The 13,962-nt window shown below is 71.1% G+C and carries 13 protein-coding genes; 11 read left to right on the plus strand and 2 right to left on the minus strand.

Annotated elements, in window-relative coordinates; all coding sequences use genetic code 11:
* Positions 1-101: 101 nt before the first annotated feature.
* Together HNR01_RS05760 and HNR01_RS05765 are read left to right on the plus strand one after the other, a co-directional pair.
* On the plus strand, positions 102-1,544 hold the full coding sequence (locus HNR01_RS05760; RefSeq protein ID WP_246417398.1) for an AmpG family muropeptide MFS transporter: 1,443 nt from the start codon (positions 102-104) through the stop codon (positions 1,542-1,544).
* Positions 1,541-2,467, plus strand: a complete 927-nt coding sequence (locus HNR01_RS05765; RefSeq protein WP_183667072.1) for an EcsC family protein — start codon at positions 1,541-1,543, stop codon at positions 2,465-2,467. The genes HNR01_RS05760 and HNR01_RS05765 overlap by 4 nt, the downstream gene beginning before the upstream one ends.
* A 13-nt stretch (positions 2,468-2,480) precedes the next feature.
* On the opposite strand, the gene HNR01_RS05770 is transcribed toward HNR01_RS05765, so the two are convergent.
* The gene (locus HNR01_RS05770) at positions 2,481-3,665 is read right to left on the minus strand and encodes a hypothetical protein (RefSeq protein ID WP_183667073.1); all 1,185 of its coding nucleotides are present in this window, start codon (positions 3,663-3,665) and stop codon (positions 2,481-2,483) included.
* Between the two features lie 79 nt (positions 3,666-3,744).
* On the opposite strand from HNR01_RS05770, the gene HNR01_RS05775 reads away from it, so the two are divergent.
* From HNR01_RS05775 to HNR01_RS05795, 5 genes are all read left to right on the plus strand, one after another.
* Complete coding sequence (locus HNR01_RS05775; protein ID WP_153874247.1) at positions 3,745-4,350, plus strand: NnrU family protein; 606 nt, start codon at positions 3,745-3,747, stop codon at positions 4,348-4,350.
* 294 nt (positions 4,351-4,644) lie between these two features.
* Positions 4,645-5,358, plus strand: a complete 714-nt coding sequence (locus HNR01_RS05780; protein WP_183667074.1) for a tetratricopeptide repeat protein — start codon at positions 4,645-4,647, stop codon at positions 5,356-5,358.
* Positions 5,359-5,444: 86 nt separating this feature from the next.
* On the plus strand, positions 5,445-6,785 hold the full coding sequence (der, locus tag HNR01_RS05785) for a ribosome biogenesis GTPase Der (RefSeq protein ID WP_183667075.1): 1,341 nt from the start codon (positions 5,445-5,447) through the stop codon (positions 6,783-6,785).
* Positions 6,786-6,932: 147 nt separating this feature from the next.
* Positions 6,933-8,438 carry a T6SS phospholipase effector Tle1-like catalytic domain-containing protein gene (locus HNR01_RS05790; RefSeq protein WP_183667076.1) on the plus strand — a complete coding sequence of 502 codons (1,506 nt, stop codon included), beginning with the start codon at positions 6,933-6,935 and terminating at the stop codon, positions 8,436-8,438.
* Positions 8,439-8,592: 154 nt separating this feature from the next.
* Positions 8,593-9,504, plus strand: a complete 912-nt coding sequence (locus tag HNR01_RS05795; RefSeq protein ID WP_153874249.1) for a sulfite exporter TauE/SafE family protein — start codon at positions 8,593-8,595, stop codon at positions 9,502-9,504.
* Positions 9,505-9,530: 26 nt separating this feature from the next.
* On the opposite strand, the gene HNR01_RS05800 is transcribed toward HNR01_RS05795, so the two are convergent.
* The gene (locus tag HNR01_RS05800; RefSeq protein WP_183667077.1) at positions 9,531-10,655 is read right to left on the minus strand and encodes a carboxylate-amine ligase; all 1,125 of its coding nucleotides are present in this window, start codon (positions 10,653-10,655) and stop codon (positions 9,531-9,533) included.
* 229 nt (positions 10,656-10,884) lie between these two features.
* On the opposite strand from HNR01_RS05800, the gene mutM reads away from it, so the two are divergent.
* The 4 genes from mutM (at position 10,885) to HNR01_RS05820 (ending at position 13,747) form a co-directional block, all read left to right on the plus strand.
* On the plus strand, positions 10,885-11,784 hold the full coding sequence (gene mutM / locus HNR01_RS05805; RefSeq protein WP_183667190.1) for a bifunctional DNA-formamidopyrimidine glycosylase/DNA-(apurinic or apyrimidinic site) lyase: 900 nt from the start codon (positions 10,885-10,887) through the stop codon (positions 11,782-11,784).
* A gap of 237 nt (positions 11,785-12,021) precedes the next feature.
* Positions 12,022-12,234 carry a hypothetical protein gene (locus tag HNR01_RS05810; protein ID WP_153874251.1) on the plus strand — a complete coding sequence of 71 codons (213 nt, stop codon included), beginning with the start codon at positions 12,022-12,024 and terminating at the stop codon, positions 12,232-12,234.
* Positions 12,235-12,384: 150 nt separating this feature from the next.
* On the plus strand, positions 12,385-12,849 hold the full coding sequence (locus HNR01_RS05815) for an Rrf2 family transcriptional regulator (protein WP_017484113.1): 465 nt from the start codon (positions 12,385-12,387) through the stop codon (positions 12,847-12,849).
* Positions 12,839-13,747, plus strand: a complete 909-nt coding sequence (locus HNR01_RS05820; RefSeq protein ID WP_183667078.1) for an NAD(P)/FAD-dependent oxidoreductase — start codon at positions 12,839-12,841, stop codon at positions 13,745-13,747. The genes HNR01_RS05815 and HNR01_RS05820 overlap by 11 nt, the downstream gene beginning before the upstream one ends.
* Positions 13,748-13,962: the final 215 nt, after the last annotated feature.

The raw sequence follows: 13,962 nt of genomic DNA on the forward strand, positions 1-13,962 counted from the left end.
GGGCGCGCGCGTTTCGCGGCGTCCCCAGATCCATGAAACCCCGCCCCGTCCGGGGCCCCAGGGAGTTTGACGCGATGGCGACGGATGCGGCGGATTCCAGGATGCCTCCGAAGCAGACGCCCCCGAAGCCGCGCAAGCTGCGCCTGCGCGACATCACCGATGACAAGCGCGTCGCGCAGATGCTGGCGCTCGGCTTCTCCTCCGGCCTGCCGCTGCTGCTCGTGCTCGGCACCTTCACCCTGCGGCTCGCCGATTCCGGCATCGACATCAAGACGATCGGCCTGTTCAGCTACGTCGCGCTGCCCTACTCGCTGAAATTCCTCTGGGCGCCCTCGATCGACCGGGTCGACGTGCCGTTCCTCGCCGCCCGCCTCGGCCGCAAGCGCGCCTGGATGGTAACGACGCAGATCGCCACCGCCCTGGCGCTGGTGCTGATGGCCTTCGCCGACCCGAAGGACCAGCTCGCGCTCCTCGGGGTCGGCGCCTTCCTCGTCGCCTTCTGCGCCGCCACCCAGGACGTGGTGATCGACGGCTGGCGCATCGAGGCGGCGGGCACCGACATGCAGGGCATCATGGCCGCCACCTCGAACCTCGGCTACCGGTTCGGGCTGATCCTGGCCGGTGCCGGCGCGCTCTACGTCGCCGCCTATGGCGGCTGGACCCTGGCCTATCTCTCGATGGCCGCGCTGATGGGGGTCGGCCTGATCGCGGCGCTCCTGGCCACGCCCTACGACCGGCCGCGGGAGGCGGCACCGGCCAAGCGCGACCTTCCGACCGCGGTCCGCCGCGCGGTGCTGGAGCCGCTGACCGACCTCCACGCCCGGATGGGCAACGCCCTGTTCGCGGTGCTGGCGCTGGTCGCGCTCTACCGGATGCCGGACTTCGTCTCCGGCGTGATGGCCAACCCGCTCTACATCACACTCGGCTACGGCAAGGCGGAGATCGCCACCATCGTCAAGCTGTTCGGCATCTGGGTCGGGATCGCCGGCGGCTTCGCCGGCGGCTGGTCGATCGCCCGGTTCGGCATGTTCCCGACGCTGGTGACCGGTGCCTTCATCGCCGCCGCCTCGCACCTGTCGCTCGCCTGGCTGGCGCTGGGCGAGCCCGAGCAGTGGCGGCTCGCCATCGCGGTGTCGATCGAGAGTCTGTGCGGCTCCTTCGCTGGGATCGCGCTGATCGCCTACATGTCGAGCCTGACCACGCCGGGCTTCGCCGCCACGCAATACGCGCTGTTCTCCTCGCTCTACGCCCTGCCGGGCAAGCTGGTCGCCGGCACCTCCGGCTTCGTGGTGGCGGCCTACGGCTTTCCGACCTTCTTCGCGATGACGGCGGCGGTCGGCATTCCCGTGGTCGCCCTGTGCTTCGCCGTCGGCCGCATCCCGCAGCGCACGGCGCCCGAGGAGGCCGTGACGGAGGCTCCGCTCGAGGCCGCCCCCGTCACCGCCCCCGACACCGTGCCGGGGAACCCAACCGGCCCCGTCGGTCTTGCCTCAGCCGAAGCCAGCCCCGAGATTTCGCCAAAAGCCGCGAGGGCGCAGACGTGAACGACCTTGCCGTTGTCGGAGAAACCCTGCCGGTCCCGATCGATCCGCCGGTCGGACGGCCCCTGTCGGAGGAGGACCGCGCCGCCCTGCGGCGCGCGGTGACCGTGCTGGAGAAGCCGGGCCTCGCCGCGCGGCTCTCGGCGGCGGCGGGCGCCCCCCTCGACATGATCGGCCGCGCCCTGCCGGCCCCCGTCACCGAGACCGTGGCCAGCGCCACGGAAGGCGCGATGCGCACGGCCCTGCGGGTCGCGCTCGCGACCCTGCCCGACAAGGACGTGAAGCCCGCAGGCACCGCGCTGGAACGCGTCGAGACCGAAGCGGGCGGGCGCCTGAGCCGCCTGCTCGGGTCGAGCGATGCCCGCCACAAGGCGCTCGCCGCGGTGACCGGCGCCGTCGGCGGCGTGCTCGGCCTCGCCACGCTGGCGGTGGAATTGCCGGTCTCCACGACGATCATGCTGCGGGCCATCGCCGAGATCGCCCGGCAGGAGGGCGAGGACCTGAACGATCCCGAGACCGCGCTCGCCTGCGTGCAGGTCTTCGCCCTCGGCGGACGCGCCGGCGCCGAGACGGCGGTCGCCGACAGCGGCTATTTCGCGGTGCGCGCGGCGCTCGCCAAGACCATGTCGGAGGCCGCCCGCTACGCCGCTCACCGCTCGCTGCTCGATGCCGGCGCCCCGCCGCTGGTGCGGCTCACGGCGCAGATCGCCGCCCGCTTCGGCCTCGTCGTCTCGCAGAAGGTCGCGGCCCAGGCCGTGCCGGTGATCGGCGCGCTCGGGGGCGCGGCCGTCAACGCCGCCTTCATGGACCACTTCCAGTCCATGGGCCGCGCCCACTTCACCGTACGCCGGCTGGAGCGCGCCTACGGCAAGGAGGCCGTGCGCGCGGCCTATCTGGAGGAGAAGGCGGCGCTGGGTCTGGGCTGAGCGGGGACCGGCATCACGGCCAGACCTTGATCGCCACCGGCCGGCGCACGAGGTCGCGATCGGAGGTGATGGTGCAGCCCTCAAGGCGCAGGGTCGCGAAGGTGAGAAACGCGCCCTCGCCGACATCGTCGAAGTTGCGGCCCTTCGCCCCCGGATCGAGCAGGGAGGGGTAGGCGATCAGCCGTGCCCCGGCCTTGCACGGGTCGTCGTAGAGCGTGGCGCCGGCGATCAGCAGCCGCGGCACGTCCCAGACGAGCAGGTCGCGCGACGTGCTCCAGTAGAAGCCCGATTCCGCGAAGGCCCCGCCCTTGGCCGCCATGAACACGGCGATCCAGGCGCCGCTGCCGCGGTGGCGCACCACCGCGCCGACGGGGGCGGGAAACGGCGCGACCGGCTTGCAGGTCTCGGCGATCTTGAACGTCCTGCGATACGGATCCGGGAAGGCGGCGGTGAAGCCGGTGCCGGTCCAGGCGCGCCAGCTCGCCGGTTCGTCCGGCCGCTCGGTGCGGAACAGGCAGACGCCCGCCGCCTGGTCGCTGCCGGGCCGGTCCCAGCCCGTGGTCGAGGCGAGGAAGTAGCGGTAGCGCCCCTCGCCAAAGATGTTGGAGGGATTGAAGAAGCCGCGGTGGCGGCCCTGGCCCTCCTCCTGACGGAACGGGGGGGCCGCCACCACCGCGGGCGGCGCCGCGCGGGAGAAGTGCAGGCCGCCGTCGCGGGAGGCGGCGGCGGTGATCGTGTTGTACCAGCACTCCATGTAGGCCTTGGAGCGGCAGCGGCCCTCGTGCTCGTTGGCCTGGTACTCGTGGTGCAGGAGTGCGGCGACATTCGTGCCGTCCTCGGTCCAGGTCGCGGTGATCCACGACCGGTCGTCGTAGAGCGCCGGATCGGGCTTTTCGCCCGAATCGAGCACGACGCGGCAATCGATCCTGAGGTGCTCGAAGTCGGGGCCGCGCAGGGCCCGGTTGCGGTAGTGCAGCCCGTAGAGGGCGATTCCGCCCGAGGCGTCGCGGAAGGCGCGGGCGGGCGCGTCGGGCACGTCGGCGCCGTCGCAGGCGTCGCGGCTGGCGGAGAACAGCGTCCGCTCCGGTCCGGTCAGGATCAGCGCCGAGAGCGGCGGCTCCGGGGCGGCGCGGACCGGCGGTACGGCGCCGCACGAGAGCGCGAGTGCTGCGACGAGAAGGCGAGACCGTCTGGACATCGCCAGAAGATTGCGTTTTGAACCGTTACAGGGAGCTTGTCCGCATCCGCCGGAGCGAGCGCCGTCCACAGGCTGCCCCATGCTGGTTCTGATCCTCGGCCTCGTGCTGTTCCTCGGCACGCACGCCTTCTCCATGGCGCGCACCAAGCGCGCGGAGGTGATCGGCCGGATCGGCGAGGGGCGGTTCAAGCTCGGCTACACCCTGCTCTCGGCGCTCGGCCTGATCCTGACCGTCTATGGTTACGGGCTCTACCGTCAGGAGGGCATGATCCCGGTCTGGTCGCCGCCGCTCTGGACGCGCCACCTCGCCGTTCTGCTGACCTTGTTCGCCTTCATCAGCCTCGCGGCGACCTACCTGCCCGGTCATCTCCGCACCCGGCTCAAGCACCCCATGCTGCTGGCCGTGAAGATCTGGGCGACGGCCCACCTGCTCGCCAACGGCGATCTCGGCTCGATCCTGCTATTCGGCTCCTTCCTCGCCTGGGCGGTGGCCGCCCGCATCAGCGCCAAGCGCCGGACGTTGACCGCGGGGCAGGTGGCGCAGCAGCACGGCGGGCAGGCCGCCCCGGCCGGCTGGCGCAACGACGCCATCGCCGTGGTGATCGGCATCGTAGCGTGGTTCGTGTTCGGCAAGTACCTTCACCCGCTGCTCATCGGCGTCGCCGCCTGGCCGGGACAGGCCTGACCCGGCAATCGCTTGAAGCGATCGCCGTGGTTTTTTGCGGGCCTCAGTCGCCGGCGCCCGCCTCCGTGGGCTCAGGCTTTCGCTCCGCTCGATGCCTTCCGGGGCTCAAGCCCCGAAAAGCCCGCTGCGCGCGGCGCTCTTCGCGCCGCGAAGCTGCTCGAGCGGCTTCGAGCGAAGGCCCTGACAGGTTGAGCTCTCCATTCGCCAAAGCGGGGGCGCTGTGCTAGGCGCCCACGATACGACGACAGGCGAGGCGAGCGCGCTTCCGCGAGGGGCGCCCGGATTTTTTCGAAGATGGCCGAGAACAACGAGTTCATCCGCGAGGTCGACGAGGATTACCGCCGCGACCAGATCGCCAAGATCTGGAAGCGCTACAACGCGCTGATCATCACCGGGGCGATCCTCCTCGTGGCCGGCGTCGGCGGCTACAATTACTGGCGCCACGCCGAGCGCGTCCGGGCAGAGGCGGCCTCCGAGCGCTACGATGTCGCCAACCGCCTCGCCAAGGACGGCAAGACCGAGGAGGCGGACCGCGACTTCGCGGCGATCCGGACCGACGGACCGGGGGGCTACGCGCTCCTCGCCCGCTTCCGCCTCGCCGCCGAGACGGCCAAGCGCGACCCGGCCGCCGGGGCCGCGGCCTATGACGGGCTCGCCGCCGATACCGGCATCGGCGATTCCCTGCGCGACCTCGCCCGCCTGCGCGCGGCCCTGCTGCGCCTGGACGGGTCCGATCCGAACGCGGCTCTGGCGAGCCTCCAGGGGCTGGCCGCCCCGACCAACGCCTTCCGCCACACCGCCCGCGAGATGCTCGGCCTGACCGCGCTCAAGCGCGGCGACGTCGAGGGCGCCGGCCGCTGGTTCGACCAGATCAGCGCCGACGCCGAGACGCCCCAGGGGCTGCGCCAGCGGGTCGAGGTCTACGAGGCGCTCGTGGCCGGCGGTCCCGTCACCGTGACGGAGGCCAAGCCCGAGAATGCCGCCCCGCCGCCGCCGATCACCCGCTGACGGCGCGGCCGGAACCGCCTATCTTCCGAAACGGATAACGCGCGTCGGGCCCCTCGCCCGCGCGCCTGACGAGACTGTTGTTTCCCATGGATCTGCCGACCGTCGCGATCGTCGGACGCCCGAATGTCGGCAAGTCGACCCTGTTCAACCGGCTGGTCGGGCGCAAGCTCGCCCTGGTCGACGACCGCCCCGGCGTGACCCGCGACCGCCGCGAGGGCGAGGGCTTCATCGGCGACGTCGCCTTCCGCGTCATCGACACCGCGGGCCTGGAGGAAGCGGACGCCGATTCGCTGCTCGGCCGGATGCGGGCGCAGACCGAGGCCGCGATCCTCGAGGCCGACGCGGTTCTGTTCGTCATCGACGCCCGCGCCGGGGTGCTGCCGGCCGACCGGCCCTTCGCCGAGCTGGTGCGCCGCTCCGGCTGCCCCGTGATCCTCATCGCCAACAAGGCCGAGGGCGGCGCCGGGATGTCCGGCGCCTACGAGGCGTTCTCGTTGGGGCTCGGCGACCCGATTCCCTTCTCCGCCGAGCACGGCGAGGGCCTCGGCTCGCTGCAGGATGCGCTCCGCGAGGTTCTGCCCGAGCCCGACGAGGAGGACGAGGACGAGGAGGGCGGCAAGGGCCTGCGCGTCGCCATCGTCGGGCGGCCGAACGCCGGCAAATCCACCCTCATCAACCGGATGATCGGCGAGGACCGGCTTCTCGTCGGGCCCGAGGCCGGCATCACCCGTGATTCGATCTCCCTCGACTGGGAGTGGCGCGGGCGCCGGATCAAGCTGCACGACACCGCCGGCATGCGACGCCGGGCGCGCATCGACGACAAGCTGGAAAAGCTCGCGGTCTCGGACGGCCTGCGCGCCGTGCGCTTCGCCGAGGTCGTGGTCGTGCTCCTCGACGCGACGATCCCGTTCGAGAAGCAGGATCTCACCATCGTCGATCTCGTCGAGAGCGAGGGCCGCGCCCTGGTGATCGGCCTCAACAAGTGGGATCTTGTCGCCGACCAGCCGGGGCTGCTCAAGAGCCTGCGCGAGGACTGCACCCGCTTGCTGCCGCAGGTGCGCGGCGTCTCGGTGGTGCCGCTCTCCGGGCTCGCCGGGGAGGGCATCGACAAGCTGATGCAGGCGGTGGTCGACGCCTCCGAGGTGTGGAGCCGGCGCGTCTCGACGGCGCGGATCAACGCGTGGCTCACCGACGCGCTCCAGCGCAACCCGCCGCCCGCCGTCTCGGGCCGGCGCATCAAGATCCGCTACGCCACCCAGGTGAAGAGCCGCCCGCCGCACTTCGCCCTGTTCGGCAACCAGCTCGACGCCTTGCCGAAATCCTACACCCGCTACCTCGTCAACGGTCTGCGCGAGGCCTTCGACCTGCCCGGCACACCGATCCGGCTGTCGCTGCGCACGTCCAAGAACCCGTTCGACAAGGGCTGACGGCCGCGGCGCCGCGGCCCGCCGTTCCGGAAACCGGCCGTCGTTCCAGAACCGACCTCGGCGTTCCACCGCCGAACGAGACATTGTCCTTGTAACCTCACGTTGCGGTCTTCAGAATTCGGCCAGTCACGCCGGAGGAGGACAGCGATGACTGCAAGGCCGCATCGTCGTCTCGTCCTGTTCCTGGACGGGACGTGGAACAAGGACGATGCGGATCATCCGCCCACGAACATCGTGCGGATGCGTGAGATCTTGAAGATCGGCGTCGATCAGGCGCTGGCCCAGGCACCGCCGAGACCATCGGCCACCAGCGGCTCCTCCGCCACCGGATCGTTCATCGAGGAGAACGACCGCCTCGTCGAATACGTCGTCTATTACGATCGCGGCGTCGGCACCGGAGCTTGGCTCGATCCGATCAAGGGCGGCGTGCTCGGGCGGGGTCTCGGCCGCAACATCCGGCAAGCCTATCGTTTTCTCAGCGAGCACTATGCCGAGGGCGACGAGATCTACGTCTTCGGATTCTCCCGCGGCGCCTTCACCGCCCGTAGCCTCGTGGGCTACCTCTACGCGATCGGGCTCCTGAAGCCGCGCTCCTGCACCCCGGAGAACGAGCGCCGCGCCTGGCGCCATTACCGGCGCAAGCCCCAGGACCGTTACTGCGCCGAGTGGTTTGCCCTCGAACCCTTCGTCTTCGACCGCAAGGCGCTCCGGATCGCCTGCCTCGGCGTCTTCGATACCGTCGGTGCGCTGGGCGTGCCGCTCAGCCCCTTCCGGATCGCGAATGCGGAGCGCTTCGCCTTCCACAACACCGAACTGTCCTCCATCGTCGATGTCAGCCTGCACGCCGTGGCCATCGACGAACGCCGTCGCCCCTTCGAGGCCGCTCTCTGGCAAAGGCCCAAATTCAAGCGCGACGAGCGGGCCACGGTCGAGCAGGTCTGGTTTCCCGGCGCCCACGCCGATATCGGCGGCGGCTACGCCGACTGGACCCGCGACGGGCCCGCGCGGACCGGCCGGGAGGAACTCGCCCTCGCCTGGATGATCGCCCGCGTGAACGCGCTGACGCCGGGCCTCCACTTCGCCCGCTTCGAGGATGCCGGCCACCGCCCCCTGCGGCTCGACCTGCACGCGGCGGTCGGGGCGACGATCCACCGGCCCTGGCGCAGCATCACCCGCTTCCGGCGGGCGGCCCGCTGCATCAACCAGATCCCGCCGCTATCCCAGAGGGGCACGCTGACGGTCGGCACGATGCCGCATGCCGATCCGATCCACGAGGCAGTGCATATCGGCGCCCTCGCGCTGCTGGCGCATCCGGACGGCGTGCCGTACGAGGGCGACGCCTGGTCGACTCCGTACCGGCCCGTCAACCTCGTCGCCGCGCTGCCGGCCATCGCCGCGACCTACCGCGCGGCCGGGCCCGCCATCTGGCAGGCCTGGGCGCCCTTCGCCCGCCGCTTGCCGGACGGCACCGTCTCCGAGCCGGAACTCTGCGTCGTCGATTGGGACGGGAGGCGCATTCCCCCCAGCCGGACCGCCGGCGACCCCCGCGGCCTCTCCGTGTTGAGGCTGCTGCCGGCCGAGCCCGCGACACTCGGCCTCCCCGACCGGAAGACTCCGCCGGCGGGACGATCGACCATGACGGCCCCTTGCTGATCCCGGTTCAGGCGCGCCGGAGAAGGACAGTCCTGCGCAGGCCGGCGGCGGAGAATTTTGACCTCGGCGCGTTGAACTTTGGAAAACCCGGAGCCTTGCCTGCCTCGGCCGAGTCCTTAGCTTGTCGGCTCCTTCTCGCACGGATCGTTTTCCGATGGCCGGATCCTCCGCCGCCGCGCGGCCGACGAGGTTCGGCGAGCCGCGCACGCTCGCCCTCCTCGGCCTTGCCGCCCTCGCCACCCTCGCCGTGATCGCGGCGGTCTGGGCCCTGCTCGCCCAGGGTGCGAGTGGCAGCGCCGTCCATGCGGTGACGGACGGCCTGACGAGCCGCGGCTTCTGGACCGCCGTCGCGGTCGGGCTCGCGGCGCAGACCGTCGATGGTGCGCTCGGCATGGCCTACGGCATCACCTCGACCACCTTCCTGCTCTCCACCGGAGTGCCGCCGGCCGCGGCCTCGGCCTCCGTGCACGTGGCCGAGATCTTCACCACCGCCTTCTCCGGCCTCTCGCACTGGCGGCTCGGCAACGTGGACGGAGCGCTGTTCCGGCGCCTGCTGATCCCCGGCGTGATCGGCGCGGTGGCGGGCGCGTATCTCCTCACCTCGGTCGACGGCGAGGCGATCAAGCCGTTCGTCTCGGTCTACCTGCTGGGGATGGGGCTCTACGTTCTGTCGAAGGCGTTCCGCACCCTGAAGACCCGCCGTGAGCCGCCCCGCGCCGTGGTGCCGCTGGCGCTCGGCGGCGGCTTCGTCGATGCGGTCGGCGGCGGCGGGTGGGGTCCGGTGGTGACGACGACGCTGGTCGGCGGCGGGCAGGACCCGCGCACCTCGATCGGCTCGGTCAACGCGGCGGAGTTCTTCGTCGCGCTGGCGAGCGGCCTCTCCTTCACCCTGCTCGGCGGGTTGACCCACTGGACCACCATCGCCGGCCTCATCCTCGGCGGGCTGTTCGCGGCGCCGATCGCCGCGCTGCTGGTGCGGGTGATCCCGGCGCGGGCGCTGATGGTCGTGGTCGGGCTGCTGATCGCGTCCTTGAGCCTCGTGAACCTCGCCGGGCTGTTCGGCTGAATCCTCGGCTCCTTACCTTTGGATCCTCACCCGGCCCGCGTCGTCTCGGCGAGCCAGTCCACCACCGCGTCGAGGGCCTGACGGTTGCTGGTGTCGCCGCCGCGGGTGGCCTCGAAGGCGGCGATCTGCCGGTCGGCGCTGGTGCCCTCGCGCAGGATGCGGCGGGCATCGGCGACCTCGTCGGTGCAGCCGAGCGCCTCCGCATCCTCCGCGATCAGCGAGAGCAGCGTGTCGAGGGCGGCCTCGAAGGGGAAGGCCTGCTCGGAGGCCTCGTCGATCAGCTCGGCCTCGATCCCGCTGCGCTGGGCCCGCCACAGATTCTCCGCCGCGATCGCCCGCGAGACACCGGTCAGGTCGGCGTTGATGTCGGGCCGGCGCTCCACCAGCCGCACGAGGCAGCGGAACAGGGCCGCCACCACGATGGCGTCGGCGAGCCGGGTGCAGGAATCGGCGATGCGCAGTTCGAGCGTCGGGAACTTGATCGAGGGGCGCAGGGACCACCACAGGAAGCTCGCATCCTGGATCGAGCCGGCATTGGTCATGATGCGCACGTAGCGCGCATAGGCCTCCGCATCGCCCATCAGGTCGGGCAGGCCGGTCCGGGGCAATTCGCCGAAGGCGCTGAGGCGGTAGGCGGAAAGCCCCGTCGGCTTGCCCTGCCAGAACGGCGAGGAGACCGACAGCGCGAACAGCAGCGGCTGGAACGGCAGCAGCCGGTCCATCAGCGCCACGCGCCGGTCGGGATCGGCGACCTCGACATGGACGTGCATGCCGCAGATCAGGCTGCGCCGCCCGGCGAGGCCGACGTCGCGCAGGATGCCGCGGTAGCGGTCGCCCTTGGTCGGCAATTGCCGCGCCCAGTCGGCGATGGGGTGGGTGCCGGCGGCGAAGACGAGGAGTCCGTGCTCGCGCCCCAGCTCCGCCAGCGCCTGCCGCTGCCGCATCAGCGACTCGCGGGCGGCGGCGAAGGCGATCGAGGGCGGGGTGCAGACCTCGACCTGGCATTGCAGCAGCTCGCGCCCGATCTCAGGCAGCCGCTCTCCGGCCGCCTGATGGAACGGCTTGACCGATCGGCGCGGCGTGCCGCGGGTTTCGGCATCGGCGAGGAAATACTCTTCCTCGATCCCGAACCGGTAGGGATGGGCGCTCATGCCGTGCTGACTCCGACGACCGGCCGGTGCGCTCTCTCACCGAAGGGGGACCGGTCCGGCGAGGGGAGCGCAGTGATAGGACCTTGGCCGGGAGCAAGCCGTTTGCAGGGTCTAGGGTTCCGCGCCGCTCCGCCGGGAGCGCGACACCGTGGACGCGCGGCGCCGCTCGCGCCGGGGGCGGGGAGGGCGCTACAGCATCCCGGTCCTCCTCTGCTTGCCGCCCGCGACCATGCCCGAACTGCCCGAAGTCGAGACCGTGCGCCGGGGGCTCGCCCCCGCGATGGTCGGCGCGCGTTTCGCCCGCGTCACCCTGCGCCGGCCGAACCTGCGCTTCCCGTTCCCCGAGCGCTTCGCCGAGCGGCTGGAGGGCACCACCGTGCTCGACCTCGCGCGCCGGGCCAAGTATCTGACGGCGCATCTCGATTCCGGCGAGAGCCTGATCCTGCATCTCGGCATGAGCGGGCGCTTCGACGTGCGGATGCCCGACGGCGCGAACCTTTCGCCGGGCGACTTCTACCTCGAAGGGGCGCTGGGCCAGCCCAAGCACGACCACGTGGTGATGGCCTTCGCCAACGGCGCCACGGTCACCTACAACGACACCCGCCGCTTCGGCTTCATGGACCTCGTGGCGACGCGCGACCTCGAGACCTGCCGGCACTTCGCCGGGATGGGCGTCGAGCCGCTCTCCGATGCCCTCGACGCCGCGGTGCTCGCGCGCCTGTTCGCCAAAAAGATCACGCCGCTGAAGGCGGCGCTGCTCGACCAGCGCCTGATCGCGGGACTGGGCAACATCTATGTCTGCGAGGCGCTGCACCGCTCGGGGCTCCATCCGGTCCTGCCGGCGGGGGCGCTGGCCAAGCCCGACGGGACGCCGACCGCGAAGGCGAAGACGCTCGTCAAGGAGATCAAGGCGGTGCTGACCGAGGCGGTGGCGGCCGGGGGCTCGACCTTGCGCGACTACGCACGGCCGGACGGGGAGCGCGGCGCCTTCCAGCACGGGTTCCGCGTCTACGACAGGGTGGGCCATGCCTGCCCGACCCGGGGCTGCACCGGGCGGATCGGCCGGATCGTGCAGGGCGGGCGCTCGACCTTCTTCTGCGAGACCTGCCAAGTTCTGCCGGCCCAGTAAGTTCTGCCGGTCCGCTTAGGGCTGCACGTCGGAAGCCGCGCTTTCATCCCGCTGATAATGTCCTGAAAAATGTCCGGTCTTCGCCCGTTCTCCACGTCGCGCATCGCGGGAATGTTGAACGGTTCGGGGCCGCAATGCGTTCTCAGCTTTGCCACAACACGGCAAAGCCCGTTTCCGCTCTTCCGGTGCCGACCGTCCGCGGCGGCGCTCGAAGGGTCCAACGACACGGAGGAACTCATGCGCGCCATCAAGCTGCTTCCCGTCCTCGGCCTCGTCGCCCTCGGCCTCGCCGCCTGCAAGGACGAGAAGAAGGACACCACCGGCACGACCACGCCTCCGGCCAACACCACCACCACGGCCCCCGCGACACCGCCGGCAACCCCGCCGGCCGCCGGCCAGACCACGGCCCCGACCAATCCGCCCGCCGCGAACAAGCCGGCCGGGCAGTAGTCGTTTCCGGATCGTCCGGCGCCGTCCTGCCGGGCGTCCGGCTCGGACCAACAAGGGGAAGGCCCGCCGGGAGGCGGGCCTTTTTGCATTCGTAAGGCTCGCCCTCTCCCGCGCTTGACAGGCGCCCTTTCATGAAACATGTAAAGTTACATGAGAAGGGACAGCAAGCTTTCGGGCGTTCTCCATGTGCTCCTGCACATGGCCGAGATCGAGGGACCGGTGACGTCCGAGTTCCTGGCCGGCGTGATGCAGACCAACCCCGTCGTGGTCCGGCGCATCATGGCGGGCCTGCGCGACCGGGGTTACGTCCGCTCGGAGAAGGGGCATGGCGGGGGCTGGCAGATCGCCTGCGATTTCGAGACCGTGACCCTGCGCGACATCTACGAGGCGCTCGGCGCTCCCGAACTCTTCGCCATGGGCAACCGGAGCGAGGCGCCCGGCTGCCTCGTCGAACAGGCGGTCAACGCCGCGATGAACCAGACCTTTCGCGAAGCCGAGGCGCTGCTGCTGGCCCAGCTCGGCCGGATCACCCTCGCCGCGCTCAGCGCCGACTTTCACGCCCGCCTCGCCGCGCGCGGCGGCGATTTCAACCCGGGGACGGCCCATGCGGTCTGATGCGATCATCCTCGGCGGCAGCTTCGCCGGATTGTCCGCCGCGCTCTACATCGCCCGCGCCCGCCGCAGGGTCTGCGTCATCGATGCCGGCGCCCCCCGCAACCGGTTCGCCGCCGCCTCGCACGGCTTCTTCGCGCAGGACGGCGAGAATCCGCTGGCGATGATCGCCACCGCCCGCGCGCAGCTCGCGGGCTATCCGAACGCCAGCTTCGTCGCGGGGGAGGCTGTGTCGGCGCGGGCCGCAGGCGACGGCTTCGCCGTCTCGCTCGCAGACGGTCAACGGCTCGAAGCCTCGAAACTCGTCCTCGCCTTCGGCATCAGCGACATCCTGCCCGATCTTCCCGGACTGGCCGAGCGCTGGGGGACGAGCGTGCTGCACTGTCCCTATTGCCACGGCTTCGAGTTTGCCGGGCGCGTCCTCGGCGTGCTGTTCGCCGGGCCGAAATCGATCCATCAGGCGGAGCTGATCGCGGAATGGGGCCCGACCACGCTCTTCCTGAACGGGCATCCGGGGCCGGATGCGCAGACAAGCGCGCGGCTCGCCGGGCGCGACATCCGGATCGAACCCGGTCCGGTCCGGGCCCTCGCGGGCGACGGCCGGGCCCTCTCGGCCCTCGTCATGGCGGATGGCCGGGCGGTCCCGCTCGATGCCCTCTTCGTCGGCCCCCGGTATCGCCTGAACAGCCCGATCGCCGAGGAGCTCGGCTGCGCCCTGGACGAGGGGATGCTGGGGCCGACCATCCGCACCGACGCGATGAAGGAAACGACGGTTCCCGGTGTCTACGCGGCCGGGGACGCGGCCCGCTTTCCCCACAGCGTGGCCTGGGCTTCGGCCGACGGCGTGACGGCCGGTGTTTCGCTGCATCAGGCGCTGGTGTTTCCGCGCATGGCGGCGTGAGACGCGAGGTGGGACCAGCAGCGGAAGGTTGAAACGCAATCAGCCTGCCCTTCTGGAAGGCTGCTGAGGATGGGGAGCGGGCCTTGATACGGTGCCCGCGAGCGGACGTTCCGCCGTCGACTCACCTGAGCCTTAGGCGTTGTCGAGGCATCGCACCGGAAGCGGACGCGCCCCCGAGATGGGCTGCTATATCGAATGACGACATGACGCGCTCG

It is taken from the genome of Methylorubrum rhodesianum (genome assembly GCF_014199985.1).
Taxonomy (GTDB): domain Bacteria; phylum Pseudomonadota; class Alphaproteobacteria; order Rhizobiales; family Beijerinckiaceae; genus Methylobacterium; species Methylobacterium rhodesianum.